Below are 19,861 nucleotides of genomic sequence, written 5' to 3'. Positions count from 1 at the left end.
GCCTACGATCGAGGGGTGAGCACCCGCAAGCCGTCCCGCGCGACCGCCGCCCGCTACCCCTCGCGCGACCGCGCCCGCATGGCGCTGGCGCCCGGGATCCTCGGCGCGATCGTGCTGCTGGCCGGGCTCGCCCTCGTCGGCTCCGACGCCTACGACTTCATCCGCTACCCGGTCGCGATCCTCGCGGCGGTCATCGGCTGGTTCGCGATCCAGGCGCGCGCGCTCCTCTGGCTGATCGGGCTCGTGCCGGTGCTCGTGCTGTGGAACCCGGTGCTGCCGTTCGCGTTCCCGGACGCGATCTGGTCCTCGCTGAGCCTCGCCGCGGTCGGCGTCTTCGTGGCGGCGGGCCTCGTCATCCGCGTCCCGACCCCGGAATGACGACCAGCGCGACCGTCCGCGCGGCGCAGCGCCGCCCGAACCGCGCCGAGGAGTAGACTGGCGGCGCACCCGCACGCCGGGGATGCTGCGACCGGGTCCCAGACCCGTTGCTCGGAGCTCCCGACGGCCACCGGATGCACCGACGCCCGACGCCTCTCCGGAGGCGATCCGGCGGATGCACGGCGACGGCAGCGCGCGGGAACCCCTCCTCCGCCCCCGTCACACATCGAGGAGGAGCATGGCTCGCAGCGGCCAGCGTCAGTCCGGTCAGACGCGACGAGCGTCGAACGCCGCCGGGAGCCGACCCCGATCGCGCTCGCGCGGGGTGGACAACGCGGGGATCATCCCGATCCTCGCCCGCCGCGTCCGCGAGGTGGAGGCGAAGGCCCAGACCGGCAAGGTCGGGCCGACCAACCGGACGAAGTTCCTGGTGATCGCCCTCCTGATGCGCGAGGAGCGCAAGCGGGTCAAGGTCGATCCCTCGCTCAGCGACGCGCAGCGCGCCGAGGAGATGAAGCGCCTCGACGGCATCGCCACGATCCTGGCCAAGACGGCCGCCCGCGACACCAGCCTGATCGCGCTGCTCGAATCGGAGGCCGGCGTCACGGCGGCCGCGCAGAAGCTCCGCCGGGACTGGCTGCTCGAGGCGGGCGCGGAGCTCAGCCCCGACGAGCTGCTGATCGTGACCGAGCCGGAGCCCAAGCCCGAGGTGCCGGTCAACCAGGTCGTGCCGCAGTCGGTGCGCGCCCGCCAGCTGGCGAACCCCTTCCTCCCGCCGGACTTCTCGATCGCCGAGGCCGCGGCTCCGGCGCCGCGCCGCCGGCTCGACGACTGGGAGCTGCTCGGGCCGCTCTTCAAGGCGTTCGAGTACGGAGCGGGCGGACGGGCCGCGAGCATGGAGCTCCCGGAGCCGCCGAAGCTCGACCGGGTCTCCCCGCGAGGCCGCGAGCTGATGCCGCACCAGGCGCGCTTCATCGAGAGCGCCCGCGAGGGCCACCGCAGCTTCCTGCTCGCCGACGAGCCGGGTCTGGGCAAGACCGCGCAGAGCCTCCTCGCCGCCTCGGTGGTCGGGGCGTACCCGCTGCTCGCGGTGGTGCCGAACGTGGTCAAGATGAACTGGGCGCGCGAGGTCGAGCACTGGACGCCGCAGCGGCGCGCCACGGTCATCCACGGAGACGGCGGCACGCTCGACGCGTTCGCCGACGTGGTCATCGTCAACTACGACATCCTCGACCGGCACATCGGCTGGCTCGGGAGCCTCGGCTTCCGCGGCATGGTCGTCGACGAGGCGCACTTCATCAAGAACCTCCGCTCGCAGCGCTCGCAGAGCGTGCTCGCGCTGGCGTCGAGGATCCGCGAGACGACGCCGGGGCACGATCCGCTGATGATCGCGCTGACCGGCACCCCGCTGATCAACGACGTCGACGACTTCCGCGCCATCTGGCGCTTCCTCGGCTGGATCGACGAGACCAAGCCGGGCCCGGAGCTGATGGGCCGCCTCGAGGAGACGGGCCTCACCCCCGCCGACACGGGCTTCTACCCGGAGGCGCGCGAGGCCGTGATCGACCTCGGCATCGTCCGGCGCAAGAAGATCGACGTCGCCGCCGACCTGCCGTCGAAGCGGATCGTCGACCTGCCCGTCGAGCTGGACGACGACCTCGGGCGCTCCATCCAGAAGGCCGAGCGCGAGCTCGGCGCCCGCATGCTGCAGCGCTTCAGGGCGGTCACCGCCTCGATCACCCACGAGCTCGACGACGACGAGCGCGAGCGGTTCATCCGCATCGTGGCGCAGAGCGAGCTCGAGGAGTCGAAGTCGGCCAAGACCGGCGAGAACGTCTTCACCATGGTGCGCCGGATCGGCCAGGCCAAGGCGGCGCTGGCCGCCGACTACGCCTCGCAGCTGGCCCGCTCGGTGGGCAAGGTCGTCTTCTTCGCGAAGCACATCGACGTGATGGACCAGGCGGAGGACACCTTCGAGAAGCGCGAGCTGACGTCCGTCTCCATCCGGGGCGACCAGACCGCGGCGTTCCGCCAGACGCAGATCGACGCCTTCAACGAGGACCCCGACGTGTCGGTCGCCGTCTGCTCGCTCACCGCGGCGGGTGTCGGCGTGAACCTGCAGGCCTCGTCCAACGTGGTGCTCGCCGAGCTGTCGTGGACCTCGGCCGAGCAGACGCAGGCGATCGACCGCGTGCACCGCATCGGCCAGGAGGAGCCGGTGACGGCGTGGCGGATCATCGCGGCGCACACGATCGACGCGAAGATCGCGGAGCTGATCGACGCCAAGGCCGGTCTCGCCGCCCGCGCGCTCGACGGCGCGGACGCCGAGACGGCCTCCGCCGACACCGTGCAGCTCGACGCCCTCATGCACGTCCTGCGCGAGGCGATCGGCTGAGCACGCCCGACCGGGCCGGCTGAGAGCGCTCAGTCGGCCCGCGCGAGGGGTGCGGCGAAGAAGTCCCTCTCGAACAGGCTGGACCGCAGGAACGCGTCCCTCATCGCGGCGCGCTCCCTCGGCGAGGCGTCCCGCGCGGCCTGCTCCGTGATCGCGATCGCCCGCTCGGTGGCGGCCGCGAAGACCGGGTCGCCGTAGGTGAGCAGCCAGTCCGCGTAGGGGTGCTCGGGGTGCCCCGAGGCGGCGAGGCGCGACCCGACGTCGGCGTAGAGCCAGAAGCAGGGGAGCAGAGCGGCGACGATCTCGCCGTAGCCGCCGCGCGAGGCGACCGCGAGCAGGTGATCGGTGTAGCCGCGGGTCACGGGCCCAGGAGCCGAGTCCCTGGTCCCGAGCCGGTCGCGGTGCAGCTGCGCCTCCGCAGCGAGGGCGGACGCCGAGCCCTCGGCCCAGAAGACCTGCTCCGCGGTGGTCGGCGCACGCTGCGCCGCCACGGCCAGGACACGGGCGTACTCGGTGAGGTAGAGAGCGTCCTGCTCGAGGTACCACTCGAAGTCCTCGCGCCCGAGGGAGCCGTCGCCGAGGGCCCGCACGAACGGGAGCGCGTCGATCTCGTCGCGGAGCGTCCGCGTCCGCTCCCAGACGTCCGCGCAGAACGCCGGGGGACGTTGCCGGTGGAAGTGGTCGATCGGGCCGTTGCCGGTGCCGACCTCGAGAGCGTCGGCGGCGCGCAGGGCGCCGGTCAACCACTCCTTGGCCTCCGTCAGCGCCTCGACCAGGGCGTGGGAGGAGGCGTCGCGCCCGGCCAGGAGCGTCGCCATCGCGGACGAGAGCGAGCACCCGGTGCCGTGCGTGTTCGAGGTGGCGACGCGTTCGCCGGGGACCTCGCGCACGAGGCCGTCGGGAGTGACGATCGCGTCCGGGGTGGCGGGGCCGTCGAGGTGGCCGCCCTTCACCAGCACGGCGGCGTCGAGGGCGCGGGCGAGCGCCGCCCCCTGCGCGAGCGCGGCCGGCCAGTCGGAGGCGGTCGGCTCTCCGGCGAGCACGCCCAGCTCGGGGAGGTTCGGCGTCACCAGGTCGGCGCGGCGGAGCAGATCGCGCACGGCGTCCTCCGCCTCGGGAGCGAGCAGCCGGTGCCCGCTGGTCGCGACCATCACCGGATCCACGACCACGACGGGCGGCCGGACCTCGTCGAGCCACTCGGAGACGACTCCGGCGTACTCGGCCGTGGCGAGCATCCCGATCTTCACCGCGTCGATCGTGACGTCGTCGCTGACCGCGTCGAGCTGCTCGCGGAGGAACGCGGCGGGCGGCAGGTGCAGGGAGCGGACGCCGTGCGTGTTCTGCGCGACGAGCGCAGTGACGACCGCCATGCCGTAGCCACCGAGCGCGCCGATCGACTTGAGGTCGGCCTGCACGCCGGCGCCGCCGGTCGGATCGGTGCCGGCGATGCTCAGGACCCGGGGGATGCGGGCGCGGGTGGTCACCGGTCCCACTCCGCTCGGATCAGACGTGCGGCCGCCGCGGGGTCGGCGGCCGTGCAGATCGCCGACACGACCGCGAGTCCGGCCGCGCCGGCGTGGCGGAGGGGGCCCGCGTCCGCGGCTCCGACTCCGCCGATGGCGACGCAGGGCAGCGCCGTGGCCGCAGCGAGGGCGGCGAACCCGTCGACACCGAGGGGAGCGGGGTGGTCGGGCTTGGTCGCGGTGGGCCGGATGACGCCGACGCCGAGGTAGTCGACCGTCCCCGCGGGCAGGGCGCGGACGGCGGCGAGGTGCTCGGGGGTGTTCGCGGTGAGCCCGATCACCGCGTCGGGACCGAGCAGCGAGCGGGCGGCGGTGACGGGCAGGTCGGCCTGCCCGAGGTGGACGCCGTGGACGCGGGCGCCCGCGAGGCGGGCGGCGAGGGCGACGTCGACGCGGTCGTCGACCAGCAGGGTCGTCCGCTCGTCGAGGACGGCGGCGACGGCCCGGGTCAGGGCGACGAGCTCCGCGGCGGAGGCGTCGTGATCACGGATCTGCACGGTCGTCACCCCGCCCCCGACGGCGGCGGCGACCACGGCGGGCACGCCGCGCGGGCCGCACTGGGCGGTGTCCGTGACGAGGTAGAGCGAGAGGTCGAGGCTCATGCGATCCGCGCCCCGGCCTCGGCGTCGGCCGGCTGGAGGGCAGCGAGGGCGTCGAGGAGGCCGACCGCGAAGGACCCGGGACCGCTGCTCGCCGCAGCGGCACGCTCGGCGGCCAGGCCCCAGACCGCGGAGGCGCTGACGGCAGCGTCCAGCGGGCGGGCGCCCGCGCCGAGGAACGCCGCCATCACGGCGCCGAGCGCGCAGCCTCCGCCGGTCACGCGGGTCAGCAGCGGGTGGCCGCCGGTGACCCGGACGACCCGCTCGCCGTCGGTGACGAGGTCGACCGCTCCCGAGACGGCGACCACGCCGCCGATGCGGCGGGCGAGGACGCGGGCGGAGTCGAGCGCCTGCTCGGCGGTGTCGACGGCGTCCACGCCGCGGCCGCCCGCACCGGCTCCCGCGAGGGCGAGGATCTCGGAGGCGTTGCCGCGGATGATCGCGGGCCGCGCCTCGAGCAGCTCCACCGCCAGAGCGGTGCGCACGGGCAGCGGGCCGACGGCGACCGGATCGAGCACCCACGGAGTGCCGGCGCGTCCGGCTGCGGCGACCGCCTCGCGAGCACCCTCGCGCTGCTCCGCTCCGGGCGTGCCGAGGTTGACGAGCACGGCCGAGGCCAGGCCCGCGAAGACGCCCGCCTCGCCGGGCAGGTCGCACATCGCCGGGCTGGCGCCGAGGGCCAGCAGGCTGTTGGCGGTGAAGCCGGTGACGACCGCGTTCGTGATGCACTGCACCAGCGGTCCGGCGGCACGGAGCTCGGCGAGATCGCGGCCCACGGACGCCCGGTCGGGCGCCGTGTCGGCGGGGAGGGTCGGGTGGACAGGCGTGCGAATGCTCATTCGCGACATCCCTTCGCTAGTACGAACTAGATCAGGTTCAACGGGTCTTCTCTCAGCCCTGGCGGGCACCCCGTGTCACTGCGCACGACCCTAGCAGCGGGCGCGGGCGCGCTCGCTCCTGCATTCCGAGCCGACGCAGCGGGCGCGGGGCCTCGTCACCCCGGCGATCCGGTGCGCTCGCTCAGCCGGTGAGGATCGTCGAGTCCCCGCGCGGCCCCACCGCGACGCGGAGGCCGATCGGCAGCCGCTCGCGCATCGCGTCGACGTGGCTGATCAGGCCGATCGTCCGCCCGCCCGACCGCAGCTCGTCGAGCGTGCCGAGCGCCGTCTCGAGCGTCTCGGCGTCGAGCGAGCCGAAGCCCTCGTCGATGAACATGGTCTCGAGCGAGATGCCGCCGGACTGCGCCGTCACCACGTCGGCGAGGCCGAGGGCGAGGGCGAGCGAGGCCAGGAACGTCTCGCCGCCCGACAGCGAGGCGGGCTGCCGGCGGACGCCGGTGAAAGCGTCGAGCACGTCGATCCCGAGGCCGGAGGCGGCACCGCGGTAGGCGAGCGAGTCGTCGTGGGCGAGGGCGTAGCGGCCGCTGGTCATCGCGTCGAGGCGGAGGTTCGCCGCGGTCACGATCTCCTCCAGGCGTCCGGCGAGGGCGAAGGCCTCGAGGTCCATCCGGCGCGTGTTCTGCCCTCGGCCGGAGACGGTCTCGGCCAGTGCGCGCAGCTCCTCGTGGCGGCGGAGGCGCTCACCCAGCACGGTGAGGCGGCCCGCGGCCTTCGCGGCGAGCTCGGCCAGGCGCTCCGAGCGGTGCTCGAGCACGGAGAGGCGGGCTCGCGCCTCGTCGCGACGGGCGGAGGCCTCGCGCGAGCGCTCCTCAGCGGCGGCGACGTCGACGGCCGTGCCCGGCAGCTCGCGGAGCTCCGGGTCGGACAGCACCGCCTCCGTCGCGCTCCGCCGCCGCTCGTGCTCGGCGACGACGGCCTCGGCCCGCGCCCGGTCCCCGCTGGCCAGCGCGGCCGACTCGGCCTCCTCGGCGGTCGCGAAGCCGCGCTCGCCGAGGACCTCGGCGAGCTCCTCCCGGGCGGCGGCGGCGGCCTCGGCCCGCGAGACGGCCGCCTCCTCGGCCTCGACCAGGGCGACGGCCCGGCGGCGCTGGGCGCTCAGCTGCTCGACCCGTGAGGCGACGCTCGTCGCGCCGTCACGGGAGGCCTCGACGCGCTCCTGCAGCACCCGCAGCGCTTCGGCGGCGAGGGCGGACTCGTCGGCGCGGGTGCGGTGCTCCTCGCGAGCGGCGTCCCGTCCGGTCGTGAGAGCGTCGATCCGGGAGCGCAGCCGGGTGCGCTCGCGCCGGAGCTCCTCGGTGCGGGCGGCCGCCGCGCGGGCCGAGGCGAGCCGCTCCTCGTGCGCCGGGCGGAGCGACTCCGGGTCCGCGTCCCCGCCCACCCGCTCCTTCAGCGCCGCCAGAGCCAGGGCCGCGGCACCCTCGCGCTCGCGGGCGCCGTCGAGGGCGGCGGCGGCGCGCTCCACCGCGGCGCGGGCCCGATCGAGGTCGTCGGTGCCGACCGTCGTCGGGCCGTCGTGCTCGGCCGGGCGGGGGTGCTCGCACGAGCCGCAGACCGGGCAGGGCTCGCCCGGCTCCAGCCGCTCGGCGAGCTCCCCGGCGAAACCGGCGAACCGGCGCGCGATCAGGGCGGACTGCTCCGCGGCGCGCTCCCCGTGGACGCGCGCCGCATCCGCGTAGGCCGTGCGGAGCCGCTGCAGGCGCGCCGCGGTGAGATCGCGCTCGAGGGCTGCGGCGATCCTCCGCTCGAGCACGGCGAGCTCGTCGACGCGCGCGGGGACGGCGGCGGCCTCGTCGGCGAGGGACTCCTCCTCGGCGGCGAGCGCGTCGACCCGGGCGGGCAGCCCGCGCAGCTCCGCCTCGATCCCGGCGAGCGCGGTCGCCGCCGCCTGCTCGGCGCGCGCGGACCGCTCGGCGGAGCGCTCCGCGTCGGGGAGTCGGCGCTCGTCGGCCAGCGCCTCGGCGAGGGCGCCGAGGACGGCGGCGAGCCGTTCGGCCGTCTCGGCGGCCGAGCCCGCAGACGAGTCCCCGTAGGCGTCGGCGGCGAGGTCGCGCTGCTGTCGGGCGGCCCGCTCCTTCTCGGCGGCTGCCCGGGCCGAGCGGAGCAGCGGCAGCACGCCGTCGGCCCGGCGCGCGCGCTCGATCCCGGCCCGCTGCTGCTCGACGTGCGCCTCGGCGACCGCGAGCTCCTCCGCCTCGATGAGGGCGCGGCGGCGCCGCTCCTGCCCCCGGGCGATGCGCCGGGCCTCGTCGAGAGCGGTGCCCGCGGCCTCGTGCGCCGCGTCGGCCGCGGCGGAGCCGGCCCGGGCGGCCTCGAGCGGAGCGGCGAGCCGCGCCGGCAGCCCGGCGAACCAGGCGGCGTCCGGCAGGGGCGGCTCGGCCTCGTCGTCCAGGAGCCGGACGGCCTCGTCCGCGAGCGCGGTCACGGCCGCGCGCTCCTCCTCGAGCCCGACGGCGCCGGCATCGCGCTGCTCGAGCAGGCGGCGGCGGAGCAGATCGAAGCGCTCGGTCGCGAAGAGCGTGCGCAGGAGCCGCTGCCGGTCGTCGTTCTTCGCGAGCAGGAACTCGTGGAAGCGGTTCTGCGCCAGCAGGATCACCTGGAGGAACTGGTCCTTCGTCAGGCCGACGATCCGGCCGATGTCGGCGCCCACCTCCTTCGCGCTCGACGAGAGCCCGACCCAGGAGCCGTCGACCCGCTCCAGCAGCTCGACCTTCGCCGGCTGGGTCGTCTTTCCGGTGCCGCGCCGCTTCGGCCGCTCGTACTCGGGCGAGCGCCGGACGCGGTAGACCCGCCCCGCCGCCTCGAACTCGAGCTCGGCGAACGTCTCGTCCTCGGGGCCGCTGTGGTCGCTCCGGAGGCGCGAGGCGGTGCCGTCGAAGCGGGGGACCGAGCCGTAGAGCGCGAACGCGATCGCGTCCAGGATCGTCGACTTGCCCGCTCCGGTGCGCCCGGCGATGAGGTACACGCCCACGTCCTCGAGTCGGTCGAAGTCGACGCACTGCTCGGCGCGGAAGGGTCCGAGCCCGGCGAAGGCGAGTCGGCGGATCCTCACCGCAGAGCCTCGGCCTCGACGGCTGCGAGCGCGTCGAGGGTGAGGGCGCGCTCGGTCTCCGTGGCGCCGTGGCCGCCGCGGACGTGGGCGAGGAAGTCGTCGACGACCTCCACGTCGCTCCGCCCGCGGATCCGCTCGGCGTAGGCGCGCGGCTCGGCCGCGGCGTGCGGGGGCCGGTGCTCGAGCGTCGCGCAGCCGGGGAAGCGCGACTGCAGGCGCGCCATCGCATCGAGTGGGCGCACCGGATCGGTGAGCACCGCCGAGACCCAGTCGCCCTCCACCTCCGCCAGGGAGGGATCGCGCAGCAGCTGCTCGAGCTCGCCCTCGATCACACTGAGCCTCCTCGGCACGGGGAGCGGCGACCACTCGACGCCCTCGAGCCCCCCGGGCCCGATCGTCACCAGCCAGGCGCCGCGCGGCTTCGACGCCTCGCCGAACGAGTAGTGCAGCGGCGCTCCGGAGTAGCGCACGCCCGGCAGCAGCTCGGCGCGCCCGTGGACGTGCCCGAGCGCCGCGTAGTCGGCCGCGGCGAAGTGCTCGACCGAGACGTAGTCGAGCCCGCCCGCCGTGATGTCGCGCTCGAGGACCGCGGCCGGGGCTCCGACCGCGAAGCAGTGCGCGAGCACGACCCAGGGACGACCCGCCGCCTCGGCGGCGGCCTGCACCCGCCCCATCGCGAAGGCGAGCACGTCCTCGTGGCGGCGCAGCTGCTCCTCCGGGTGCCGGTGGCGGTAGAGGGCGGGCTCGAGGTAGGGGATGCCGTGGACTCCGACCTCGAGGCCGGACGCGTCGCGCAGCACGACCGGCTCGGCGTACGCCTCGGGGTCGGTGAGGACGTGCACGCCCGCCCCGCGCAGGAGCCCGGCCTGGAAGCCGAGCCGGGCGGGGGAGTCGTGGTTGCCGCTGGTGAGGACGACCTCGGCGCCGGCCGCGCGGATCGCCTCGAGCGTGCGGGTGAGGAGGGTGTAGTGCTCCGCGGCGGGCACGGCGGAGTCGAAGACGTCGCCGGCGATCAGCACCGCGTCCACGCGCTCGGCCCGCACCGTCTCGACCAGGGCCTCGAGCACGGTCGCGAGCGCCGCCGTCGTGGAGTGCCCGTGGAAGGTGCGGCCGATGTGCCAGTCCGAGGTGTGCAGCAGCTTCACGGTCGTCCTTCCTCTGCGTCGTCCGGGGGAGCGACTCCAGGCTAGTGAGACCCTCCGACACCGGCGGCGCAGCGGACACCTCCCGTTCATCCGGAGGTGCAGAATAGGGCGTCGGTCGAGCAGAGGAGATGGTCGTGAAGCTGCCCCGCGTCCCCGCGACGATCCTCGGTCTGGGCTCGCGCACCCGCGCCGCCGCCGAGGACACGTCGCCCATCCAGCGGCTGCGCCCGGACGACGAGCCGGCCCGCACCAGCACGGTCGACAACGCGATCTACCAGGACGGCCGCCGGGTCGTCTCACCCGGCAGCATCCCGGAGGCGCTCGCCGCCCTGCAGAAGCTGCCCGACGCGATGGCGTGGATCGGGCTGTACCGGCCGAACGCGGCCGAGCTCGCCGCGCTCGAGGACGAGTTCTCGATGCACCCGCTCGCCCTCGAGGACGCGATCAGCGCGCACCAGAGGCCGAAGCTCGAGCGGTACGGCAGCGACATGTTCGTGGTGCTGCGCGCCGCCAGCTACTCCGACCAGCGCGAGGAGGTCGACTTCGGCGAGCTCCACCTGTTCGTGGGGTCGAACTTCGTCGTCACGGTCCGCCACTCCGAGAAGCCGGACCTCTCGCTGGTGCGGCGGCGGATGGAGGCCGATCCGGAGCTGCTGCGCGTCGGCCCGGTCGCCGTGCTGTACGCGATCCTCGACGCCGTCGTGGACCAGTACTCGCCCGTCGTCGCCGGCCTCGAGAACGACATCGACGAGATCGAGGCGCAGGTCTTCGAGGGCGACCCGGCCGTGTCCCGCCGCATCTACGAGCTGAGCCAGGAGGTGCTGGACTTCCAGCGCGCGGTCGCTCCCCTGACCGGCATGCTCGGGCGCCTCGTCACCGACTTCGAGGTGTTCCAGTCGGATGTGGAGCTGCGCCGCTACATCCGCGACGTCGCCGACCACGTCGCGCTCGTCACCGAACGGGTCGACGGCTTCCGCACCACGCTGCGGGAGATCCTGGCGGTGAACGCGACCCTCGTCGCCCAGCGCCAGAACGAGGACATGAAGAAGCTCGCGGAGGTGGGCAACCAGCAGAACGACGAGGTCAAGCGGATCTCCGCATGGGCGGCCATCTTCTTCGCGCCGACCATGATCTCGAGCATCTACGGCATGAACTTCGACGTGATGCCCGAGCTGCACGTCGCGTGGGGCTATCCGGCGGCGCTCGTCGCGATGGTGGGCTCGAGCGTGGTGCTGCACCGCCTGTTCAAGCGCTGGGGCTGGCTCTGAGTCCTCCGCCCGCGGTGTGTCAACACCGTGACGCTCCCGGAGGCGCCGCGTAGCGTCGCTCTCGGGCCGCTCGGCCCCCGAGCGGAGGGACTCCCGATGACTCCAGAGGCCGCGACCACGTCCGCGCCGCCGCCCCGATCCCTGTGGCGGGCGGCCGCTGCTCCGATCCCCTCCGACGAGTTCGCCCCCGGTGCGCACTACGACGACGTGGTGGTCGGGGCCGGTCTCACCGGTCTGGTCACCGCGCTCCTGCTGCAGCGGACCGGCCGGCGCGTGCTGGTGCTCGAGGCGCGCGAGGTCGGCGCGGTCGCCACCGGGAACACGACGGCGAAGCTCAGCCTCCTGCAGGGAGCGCACCTCTCCCGGATCGCGGAGCGCAACATCCCCGCGGTGACCGAGGCCTACGTCGCGGCGAACCTCGCGGGGTTCCGCTGGCTGCTGGACTACTGCGAGGGCGCGGGCGTGCCGGTGCAGAGGCGCACCGCTTACAGCTACGCGCAGACGCCCGAGGGCGTGGACGCTGTGCTGAAGGAGCACGCGACCGCGCGCCGCTTCGGCCTCGCGACCCGCCTCGTCGGCGAGCTCGACGTCCCGTTCCCCAGCACGGCGGCCGTCGCCCTCGACGACCAGGCCCAGTTCGACCCGATGGACGTCCTCACCGCACTCGCCGCCGACTTCCGCGCCGCCGGGGGCACCCTGGTGCAGGGTGTCCGGGCCCTCGGGATGCGCGCGACCGCTCCCGTCCGGGTCCGCACCAGCGCGGGCCCGGTGACCGGGGACCGGGCCTACCTGCTCACGGGGGCGCCGATCCTCGACCGCGGCCTGTACTTCGCCAAGATCGCCGCGCTGCGCTCGTACGCGGTCGCGTTCCGCACCGACGCGCCGATCCCCGAGGGCATGTACCTCTCGGTCGACGAGCCGTCACGCTCCGTGCGCGACGCCGAGCGCGACGGCGAGCGGCTCCTCCTGATCGGCGGCAACGGCCACCCCGTGGGTCGCCGGCCCGTCACCTCGGAGGCCGTGGACGACCTGGTGGCCTGGACGCGGCGGTCCTTCCCGGGGGCGGAGCCGGTCGCGCAGTGGAGCGCCCAGGACTACGAGCCGTTCCACCGCGTGCCGTTCGTGGGCTGGCTGCCGCGGGGACGCGGACGGATCTTCCTGGCGACCGGCTACGACAAGTGGGGGATGACCAACGCGGTCCAGGCCGCGCTGACGCTCGTCGCCGACCTCGAGGGCGAGACGCCTGCCTGGGCGAGGACGCTGCACCGCCGGCCCACGCTGCCGCGGGTGATGGCGGAGGGACTCGGCGCCGGGCTCGCGGTGGGCGCCTGGTACGCGCGGGGCTGGTCCTCCGCTCTGCGCGCCCCCCGCTCGGCCGGGGTGGTGCCGGTGGAGGGCCAGGGGTCGCTCGCACGCGACGGGCTGCAGCCCGTCGCGGTCTCCACCGTGGAGGGGAGGCGCTGCGCGGTGTCGGCGGTGTGCCCGCACCTGGGCGGGATCGTCACCTGGAACGACGCGGAGCGCAGCTGGGACTGCCCGCTGCACGGCTCGCGCTTCGCGGCCGACGGGACGGTGCTGGAGGGTCCGGCGGTCGAGCCGCTCGCCCCGCTGGGCTAGGACGGCCGCCGGCCCCGCGGAGCCGAGGCCGGCCCCGCGGAGCAGGCGGGTCAGTCCTCGTCCGCTCCGGGCTCCGCGACCTCGTCGCCGTCGGCGCCCGAGGCGTCGCCGCTCGTGTGCAGGTCGGTGTCGCCCGGGATGCTGAAGTCGCTCAGCGGGTCCAGGGGCTTCTTGTCGTCGGTGTCGTCGCTCATGCCTGCCACCCTACGAGCGTCCGGCGAGGCGCTGCACTGCGGCGACCGGGATCGACAGCCACTCCGGCCGGTTGCGCGCCTCGTAGATCGCCTCGTAGACGGCCTTGTCGAGCTCGAACGCGTCGAGCACCGCCCGGTGCGCGGTGACCGCGTCGCCCGCCCGCTCGGTGTAGCCCTCGAGGAACGCGGCGCGGCTCGCCGCCGCCCAGGCCGCCCTCGAGGCGCCCGGCTCGGCCTGCTCGTGCGCGCCGGCCGCGTAGTCGAAGGAGCGCAGCATCCCGGCCACGTCGCGCAGGGCCACGTCGGGAAGACGGCGCTCGTGCATGGGCCGCAGCGGCTCGCCCTCGAAGTCGAGGAGCACCCAGCCGCGGTCGGGCACGGACAGGACCTGTCCGAGGTGGTAGTCGCCGTGGATGCGCTGGAGCCTCGGCCACGGCGCGGTCTCGGCGGCGTGGAACACGGCGTCGATCGCCTCGGAGTCCTCCGCGATCACGGGGACCTCGGCCGATGCGATGCGCAGGCGCCGGCGCATGGTCGCGACCATCCGCTCGACGACCTCGGACGTGGTGTCCTCGGTCGGCATGACCTCGGCGAGCGTCGCGTGCACCTCGGCGGTGGCGCGGCCCAGCTCGCGGGCGGGGCCGGTGAAGTCGGAGTCGGCGGCGACCGCCTCGAGGGCGACGCGCCACGCGTCCTGGACGCCGGGGAGGAACTCCTGGGCGAAGGCGAGGTGCCCGAAGGCGCGGCCCGTCTCCTCGCCCTCGTCGTCCCACTCGCCGGTCACGTTGCCGATCACGGGCGGGACGAGGGCGCTCCCGGCGGCGTTGAGCGCGGACTGCACCGTCACGTCCGGGTTGTCGCCGTGGTGGAGGGCGCGGAAGACCTTGACGATCACCGGGGTCGCGTCGGATCCGTCGTCGGCGGTGGTGCGGACGATCACCGAGGTGTTCGACTGCTCGCCGCTGAGAACCTTCGAGGACGCGAACGCCCCGATCGCGGCCCCCGGCTGCCGGTGGCCCTCGGCGCGGGCGCCGCCCCGGGCGCCGTCCTCGTCGGAGCGGCCGCCGTCGGCGATCATGCCCAGCAGAGCACGGGCGAACACCGGGTCGCGCGGAGCGTCGTACACGAAGTGAGCGTCGTCGGAGTAGACGAGGGCGTCCTCGAGCCCGGGCACCGGAGCCGCGTGGACGGTCACCGGCACCTGGTACAGCACCGGGCTCGTCCCCGCCCGGTCGATGAAGAGGTGGTCCACCACCTCCGCCTCGCCGGGGTGCAGCGACCAGGCGCCGCGGACCTCCAGCTCGGGGCGCCGCCCCTTGCTCGCGTACCACCTCTGGTCCGCCACCCATGCGGCGATGCGGTCGATCGACAGGCCTGCGCTCATGCTCTTCCCTCCGTCGGCACCCCGAACCCTACTGGCCGCGGGCGACGGGCGGAGGGGCTTGCGGCGGGGCTTTCAGGCCAGCTCGAGCACGTCCAGCGTCCAGGCGTACTCGAACGCGATCTCGCGCCAGCGCTCGTAGCGTCCGCTCACTCCGCCGTGTCCCGCGGTCATCTCGGTGCGCAGCAGCGCGGGAGCGCCGACCTCGCGGAGCCTGGCCACCCACTTCGCCGGCTCCACGTAGAGCACCCGGGTGTCGTTGAGGCTCGTCGTCGCGAGGATCCGGGGGTACTGCACGTCCTCGCGGACGTTCTCGTAGGGCGAGTACGACTTCATGTAGGCGTAGACCTCGGGGTCGTGCAGCGGGTCGCCCCACTCGTCCCACTCGATCACGGTGAGCGGGAGCGACGGGTCGAGGATCGAGGTGAGCGCGTCGACGAAAGGCACCTGCGCGAGGACGCCGGCGAACGCCTCCGGGGCGAGGTTCGCGACCGCGCCCATCAGCAGGCCGCCGGCCGACCCGCCCTGCGCGACCAGGCGGTCCGGAGTGGTGAAGCCCGCGTCGACCAGGTGCCGCGCCGCGGAGACGAAGTCGGTGAAGGTCGTCCGCTTCGCCAGCGTCTTCCCGTTCTCGTACCAGGAGCGGCCCATCTCGCCGCCGCCGCGGACGTGCGCGATCGCGAACACGACTCCCCGGTCCAGCAGCGAGAGGCGCGCGATCGAGAAGCCCGGGTCGATGCTGGCCTCGTAGGAGCCGTAGCCGTAGAGGAGGAGCGGCGCGGGGGAGGCGTCCGGGTCGGCGGCGTCGCGGCGCCAGACGAGCGACAGGGGCACCCGCGTGCCGTCCTCGGCGACCGCCCACTCCCTCCGCTGCACGTAGAGCGCGGGGTCGTAGTCGCCGAGCACGGGCTGCTGCTTGAGCACCGTGCGCTCGCCCGTCGCGACGTCGAGCGCGAGCACGGTCGAGGGGGTGATGAACGAGGTGTAGGCGAGGCGGAGAGAGGGCTGCTCCCACTCCGGGTTCCCCGCCGGGCCCGCGTCGTAGAGCGGCTCGTCGAAGACGATCTCCTCGAGCCGCGCTCCGGTGCCGTCCTCGCGGAGCAGCCCGAGCCGGGTGGCGCCGTCGGCGCGGTAGGAGACGACGACGTGCCCGGCGAAGGCGTCGACGCCCTCGATCCGACGGCCCTCGCGGTGAGGCACCACCACGCGGCGCTCGCGGGCCCGGGCGTCGGCGTCGAGCGACAGGTCGGCCGGCTCCTCGACGATCTCGAAGTCGAGGGCGCCGTCGTTGTGCACGATCAGCAGGCGGTCGCGCCCGTCGACGACGGCGTGCTCGACCTCGTACTCCACGCCCTCGCGGCGCGGCCACACCGAGCGGAAGGAGCCCGTCGGGTCGGACGCGTCCAGCAGCAGGCACTCGCTCGTGATCTTGCTGCCGATCTCGATGACGAGGTAGCGGCGGCTGCGGGTGAGGCCCACGCCGATCCAGTAGCGCTCGTCGGGCTCGGCGAAGACGACCTCGTCCGGGGTCCCGGCGCCGACCTCGTGCCGCCAGACGGTGTCGGGGCGCCAGGACTCGTCGACGGTCGGGTAGAAGACGAAGCGCGCGTCGGCACCGAAGGTCGCTCCGCCGCCCGTGCCCTCGATCACGTCCGGCAGGTCCTCACCGGTCTCGAGGTCGCGGATGCGGAGGGTGTACCGCTCGTCGCCCTCGACGTCGGTGCCGAAGAGCAGCCGGGTGCCGTCGGCCGACACGTCGAAGCTGCCGAGTGAGAAGAAGTCGTGCCCGTCCGCCTCCGCGTTGCCGTCCAGGACGACCTGCTCGCCCTCGAGCGGACCGCCCTCGGCGATCGACGGCGGCGTCCAGTCGTCCGGCCCGCTGATCGGCGCCCGGCAGTGCACGGCGTACTGGCGGCCCTCGTAGGAGCGCGAGAAGTACCACCAGGAGCCCTCCCGGACGGGGACCGAGAGGTCGGTCTCCTTCGTCCGCGACCGGATCTCCTCGAACAGGCGCTCGCGCAGCGGGGCGAGAGGAGCGAGCACCGCCTCGGTGTACGCGTTCTCGGCCTCGAGGTGCGCGATCACCTCGGGGCTCTCCTTCTCGCGCAGCCACTCGTAGTGGTCGACCACCACGTCGCCGTGGTGGCGGCGCTCGAGGGGGACGCGGCGGGCGACGGGCGGAACGGGCGCGGTCATCGCTCCAGCCTAGGGCGAGGGCACCCCCGGCCGCCCCGGGGTGCCGCAGCAGCGTCGGGCGTGATCACAATGGAGCATGGCCAGCGGTGCGGAGAACGAGTCGGCGACGTCCCGGGCGGGCGGTGCGCGGAGAGTGCAGACCGAGGTCGAGCGCAAGTACGACGTCGACGCGGGCACCCGGCTGCCCGACCTGACCGGCGCCGGGAGCGTCGCCGGCGTCCGCACGGAGGAGCCGGTGACCCTCCGCGCCGAGTACTTCGACACCGCCGACCGCGCTCTCTCCCGGGCGCGGATCACGCTGCGCCGCCGCGAGGGCGGATCCGACCAGGGCTGGCACGTCAAGCTGCCCGGCTCCTCCGGCCGCACGGAGATCCACGCGGAGCTCACGGCCGCGCGCACGGTCCCGTCCGCCGTCCGCGAGCCGGTGCTCGGGCAGGTGGGGCGCGCGCCGCTCGAGCCGCTGGCGCTCCTGGAGACGGTCCGCTCGATCACCCGCGCCCTCGACTCCCACGGGCGGGAGCTCGCCGAGATCGCCGACGACCTGGTGATCGCGCGCGACCAGCGCACCGGCCGCGAGCGGCGCTGGAGGGAGTGGGAGGTCGAGCTCGTCGACGTCCCGCGGGACGAGGGCGAGCGTGTCCTCGACGAGATCGAGCGGCGCCTCCTCTCCGCGGGCGCCCGCCCCGCCGCCAGCGCCTCCAAGCTCGCCCGGGCCACCGGCGGCCCGATCCACGAGACGGTTCCGGATCCGCGGAACGGCGGGGAGGCGGCGCTCGCCGCGGTCCGCTCGCTCCTGCGCGAGCTGCGCGCCGTCGACCCGCGGGTGCGCCTCGAGGCCGATGACGCCCTGCACCGGATGCGCGTGCTCGCACGCCGGCTCCGCTCCGTCCTCGCCGCCTCCCGCTCCGTGCTCGACCGTGCGGCGACCGACCCGGTGCGGGACGAGCTGCGCTGGCTGGGCGGGGTCCTGGGCGCGGCCCGCGATCAGGAGGTGCTCGCCGAGCGGTTCCGCGCCTCCCTGGCGGCCGTCGAGGGCGCCCCGAGCACTCCCTCCGCCCTGCTGGAGGAGATCGAGCACCGGCACGCCTCGGCGCTGCGCCGCGTCGACCGCACTCTGCGCGGCGGCCGCTACCTCGCGCTCCTCGCCTCGCTCGACGCCGTGCTCGCGGACCCGCCCCGCACTGCGCGGGCGGGCTCGAGCGCGACTGCGCTGGTGCGCCGCTCCGTCGCGAAGGAGCTCGCGCGCATCTCCGCGGCGGGCGCCGCTTCGGCCGGGGGCGCGCTCGAGGTCCGGCACGACCTGCGGAAGGCGGCGAAGCGGCTCCGGTACACCGTGGAGGCGTGGCGCTCGGTCGTCCCCGAGGCCGTCGGCGCCCGGCGCCGCTCGCTCGCCGAGGCGGGCGAGGACCTCGCCGACGCCCTGGGGGAGGAGCGGGACGCGCTCGCCGCCCGCGCGCTGATCCTGGAGGAGGCCGATCGCAGCGGGGAGGGGGCCTTCGCGCTGGGGGTCGTCGCCGCCGAGGAGCGTCGCCGCGCCAGGCGGGCCGCGAAGGCCGCGGAGAAGGCGAGGGACCGTCTGGAGTCGCTCTCGCGCTGACCGTGCGGGCCCGCGGTCGCTGTCAAGACGACGCCCCGGTCACACAGACGAAATCCACGGCGGATAATGTGAATCATGCCTTCCGTCCGTGCTCTTCCGTCACCGCTCCTGCGCCCGCGCCACTTCGACCGCGACGACGTCGTGGTCCATGCCGGCCTGTTCTCGCTGGTGAACTCGAGTACGACGCCGCGCGCGGCCTGGACCGAGGACCTGATCGCCATCGGCGAGGTCCTCGACGCCGCCGAATTCCCCTACCGCCTCATCCGCGGCACCGACGGCTCGCCCTTCCTCGCGGTGGACCGCGTGCTCGGCGCCGAGCTGGCGACGCTGCTGGCGCGCGCCTTCGCGACCGAGCCCTTCTACGCCAAGACGGTCGACAAGCGGGGCACCCCGCCGCAGCTCCTGGCCGAGGGCGTGCTCGCGCCGTATCCGCGCGCCTCCGTCTTCAAGCTCTTCCGCCCGCGCGTCTCCTCGACGGGATCGCTGCGCTACGGCGCCCGCAGCGGCGTCCGCCTCGAGCTGTGGAAGGTGGGCGAGGAGGAGATCATCACTCCCGCCGAGAACGCGCTCATGCGCAACAGCCTCCCCGTCGCCGAAGCCATCGACGCCCACGTCGAGGCGTACGGCCGCACCTGGCCGACGTTCGAGGGCATGTTCGAGCCGCTCGTCAGCGACATCCGCTTCGAGGTCGACATCGTCTTCTCGTGGGTCGACGGCACCGACCTGGAGTTCCAGCGCGCCCGTGCGGCCCGGATGGCCAGCTACGTGGTGGGCGAGGGCGACGACGCTCCGGCGCGCTTCCGCCAGATCGACGAGCTCAAGTACGCCCTGCGCAGCGTCTACATGTACGCGCCGTGGATCCGGCACATCTACATCGTCACCGACTCCCCGCGCCCGCGCTGGCTGGACGAGCACCCGGACGTCACCCTCGTGCGCAGCGAGGACCACTTCCGCGACCTCTCGGTGCTGCCGACGCACAACTCCCACGCGGTCGAGAGCCAGCTGCACCGCATCCCGGGGCTGGCGGAGCACTTCCTCTACTCCAACGATGACATGTTCTTCGGGCGCCCGGTCGACCCGTCGATCTTCTTCTCGCCCGGGGGTATCACGAAGTTCATCGAGGCGACGACGCGCATCGGCATGGGCGACTCCAACGCCTCCCGCAGCGGCTTCGAGAACGCGGCCCGCGTCAACCGGCGCCTGCTCCGCGAGCGCTTCGGCGCGATGACGACCCGACACCTCGAGCACGCCGCCACGCCGCTGCGCAAGACCGTGATGGCCGAGCTCGAGGCCGAGTTCGAGCCGGAGTTCACCGCGACCGCCGCGAGCCGCTTCCGCTCGGCGAGCGACGTCTCCGTCACCAACTCGCTCTACCACTACTACGCGCTGATGACCGGGCGCGCGGTCGTGCAGGAGAACGCCTCGGTGAAGTACGTCGACACGACGATGCACCAGGGGCTGAAGGACATGCGCAAGCTCCTCAAGAACCGCGGCGTCGACTTCTTCTGCCTCAACGACGGCAGCTTCCCCGAGATCTCGGCGGAGGCGCGCACCAAGGCCGTCATCGGGTTCCTCGAGGAGTACTACCCGATCCCGGCTCCGTGGGAGCGCGAGGACTGA

The 19,861-nt window shown here is 74.5% G+C and carries 14 protein-coding genes and 1 riboswitch; of the genes, 6 read left to right on the top strand and 8 right to left on the bottom strand.

Annotated elements, in window-relative coordinates; translation table 11 throughout:
• Window positions 1-15: 15 nt before the first annotated feature.
• Both C5D44_RS09980 and C5D44_RS09975 read left to right on the top strand, forming a co-directional pair.
• Window positions 16-378, top strand: coding sequence for a DUF6804 family protein (locus tag C5D44_RS09980; protein WP_244229446.1), 363 nt, complete (start codon window positions 16-18; stop codon window positions 376-378).
• 238 nt (window positions 379-616) lie between these two features.
• Window positions 617-2,773, top strand: coding sequence for a DEAD/DEAH box helicase (locus C5D44_RS09975; protein WP_104276511.1), 2,157 nt, complete (start codon window positions 617-619; stop codon window positions 2,771-2,773).
• A 29-nt stretch (window positions 2,774-2,802) separates the two neighbouring features.
• Here the strand turns inward: C5D44_RS09975 and thiD are convergent, their stop codons facing one another.
• The 5 genes from thiD to C5D44_RS09950 all read right to left on the bottom strand — a co-directional run bounded on the left by thiD (window position 2,803) and on the right by C5D44_RS09950 (window position 9,988).
• On the bottom strand, window positions 2,803-4,257 hold the full coding sequence (gene thiD, locus C5D44_RS09970) for a bifunctional hydroxymethylpyrimidine kinase/phosphomethylpyrimidine kinase (RefSeq protein ID WP_104281564.1): 1,455 nt from the start codon (window positions 4,255-4,257) through the stop codon (window positions 2,803-2,805).
• Entirely contained in the window at window positions 4,254-4,898 is a 645-nt protein-coding gene (gene thiE / locus C5D44_RS09965) for a thiamine phosphate synthase (protein ID WP_104276512.1), read from the bottom strand. The genes thiD and thiE overlap by 4 nt, the downstream gene beginning before the upstream one ends.
• A complete protein-coding gene (gene thiM, locus C5D44_RS09960) occupies window positions 4,895-5,734 on the bottom strand; it encodes a hydroxyethylthiazole kinase (protein WP_104276513.1) in 840 nt (279 codons plus the stop codon). Before thiM ends, thiE begins: the two co-directional genes overlap by 4 nt.
• A riboswitch (TPP riboswitch) is annotated at window positions 5,726-5,817 on the bottom strand. (Overlaps the previous gene by 9 nt.)
• 98 nt (window positions 5,818-5,915) lie before the next feature.
• On the bottom strand, window positions 5,916-8,843 hold the full coding sequence (locus C5D44_RS09955) for an AAA family ATPase (RefSeq protein ID WP_104281555.1): 2,928 nt from the start codon (window positions 8,841-8,843) through the stop codon (window positions 5,916-5,918).
• Window positions 8,840-9,988 (bottom strand): exonuclease SbcCD subunit D, encoded by a 1,149-nt coding sequence (locus C5D44_RS09950; RefSeq protein ID WP_104281554.1) that lies wholly within the window; start codon window positions 9,986-9,988, stop codon window positions 8,840-8,842. The genes C5D44_RS09955 and C5D44_RS09950 overlap by 4 nt, the downstream gene beginning before the upstream one ends.
• A 128-nt stretch (window positions 9,989-10,116) precedes the next feature.
• Here C5D44_RS09950 and C5D44_RS09945 point away from each other — a divergent pair, with 128 nt between their 5' ends.
• Both C5D44_RS09945 and C5D44_RS09940 read left to right on the top strand, forming a co-directional pair.
• A complete protein-coding gene (locus tag C5D44_RS09945) occupies window positions 10,117-11,256 on the top strand; it encodes a magnesium and cobalt transport protein CorA (RefSeq protein WP_104276516.1) in 1,140 nt (379 codons plus the stop codon).
• 96 nt (window positions 11,257-11,352) lie between these two features.
• Window positions 11,353-12,873: an FAD-dependent oxidoreductase gene (locus C5D44_RS09940; protein WP_104281553.1), complete on the top strand. Its 1,521-nt coding sequence runs from the start codon at window positions 11,353-11,355 to the stop codon at window positions 12,871-12,873.
• A 50-nt stretch (window positions 12,874-12,923) separates the two neighbouring features.
• Here the strand turns inward: C5D44_RS09940 and C5D44_RS18065 are convergent, their stop codons facing one another.
• The 3 genes from C5D44_RS18065 to C5D44_RS09930 form a co-directional block, all read right to left on the bottom strand.
• Window positions 12,924-13,067: a hypothetical protein gene (locus C5D44_RS18065; protein ID WP_181109948.1), complete on the bottom strand. Its 144-nt coding sequence runs from the start codon at window positions 13,065-13,067 to the stop codon at window positions 12,924-12,926.
• A 10-nt stretch (window positions 13,068-13,077) separates the two neighbouring features.
• Window positions 13,078-14,451 (bottom strand): phosphotransferase, encoded by a 1,374-nt coding sequence (locus C5D44_RS09935; protein WP_104281552.1) that lies wholly within the window; start codon window positions 14,449-14,451, stop codon window positions 13,078-13,080.
• A gap of 72 nt (window positions 14,452-14,523) precedes the next feature.
• The gene (locus tag C5D44_RS09930; RefSeq protein WP_104281551.1) at window positions 14,524-16,644 is read right to left on the bottom strand and encodes a S9 family peptidase; all 2,121 of its coding nucleotides are present in this window, start codon (window positions 16,642-16,644) and stop codon (window positions 14,524-14,526) included.
• A gap of 76 nt (window positions 16,645-16,720) precedes the next feature.
• Here C5D44_RS09930 and C5D44_RS09925 point away from each other — a divergent pair, with 76 nt between their 5' ends.
• Window positions 16,721-18,241, top strand: coding sequence for a CYTH and CHAD domain-containing protein (locus tag C5D44_RS09925; protein WP_104281550.1), 1,521 nt, complete (start codon window positions 16,721-16,723; stop codon window positions 18,239-18,241).
• 75 nt (window positions 18,242-18,316) lie between these two features.
• Window positions 18,317-19,861, top strand: coding sequence for a stealth family protein (locus C5D44_RS09920; RefSeq protein WP_104233778.1), 1,545 nt, complete (start codon window positions 18,317-18,319; stop codon window positions 19,859-19,861).

It is taken from the genome of Rathayibacter sp. AY1B5 (assembly GCF_002932795.1).
In the GTDB taxonomy this organism is placed as follows: domain Bacteria; phylum Actinomycetota; class Actinomycetes; order Actinomycetales; family Microbacteriaceae; genus Rathayibacter.
Note: the sequence above shows the minus strand (reverse complement) of the source record. Positions and strands in the feature narration are given on the sequence as shown.

What these genes read in the sequence shown, in the direction of transcription:
- C5D44_RS09930 (WP_104281551.1), bottom strand. Translation starts at nt 16,644, where the DNA reads ATGACCGCGCCCGTTCCGCCCGTCGCCCGCCGCGTCCCCCTCGAGCGC.
- C5D44_RS09945 (WP_104276516.1), top strand. Translation starts at nt 10,117, where the DNA reads ATGGTCGTGAAGCTGCCCCGCGTCCCCGCGACGATCCTCGGTCTGGGC.
- C5D44_RS09940 (WP_104281553.1), top strand. Translation starts at nt 11,353, where the DNA reads ATGACTCCAGAGGCCGCGACCACGTCCGCGCCGCCGCCCCGATCCCTG.
- thiM (WP_104276513.1), bottom strand. Translation starts at nt 5,734, where the DNA reads ATGAGCATTCGCACGCCTGTCCACCCGACCCTCCCCGCCGACACGGCG.
- thiE (WP_104276512.1), bottom strand. Translation starts at nt 4,898, where the DNA reads ATGAGCCTCGACCTCTCGCTCTACCTCGTCACGGACACCGCCCAGTGC.
- C5D44_RS09975 (WP_104276511.1), top strand. Translation starts at nt 617, where the DNA reads ATGGCTCGCAGCGGCCAGCGTCAGTCCGGTCAGACGCGACGAGCGTCG.
- C5D44_RS09935 (WP_104281552.1), bottom strand. Translation starts at nt 14,451, where the DNA reads ATGAGCGCAGGCCTGTCGATCGACCGCATCGCCGCATGGGTGGCGGAC.
- C5D44_RS18065 (WP_181109948.1), bottom strand. Translation starts at nt 13,067, where the DNA reads ATGAGCGACGACACCGACGACAAGAAGCCCCTGGACCCGCTGAGCGAC.
- C5D44_RS09920 (WP_104233778.1), top strand. Translation starts at nt 18,317, where the DNA reads ATGCCTTCCGTCCGTGCTCTTCCGTCACCGCTCCTGCGCCCGCGCCAC.
- C5D44_RS09925 (WP_104281550.1), top strand. Translation starts at nt 16,721, where the DNA reads ATGGCCAGCGGTGCGGAGAACGAGTCGGCGACGTCCCGGGCGGGCGGT.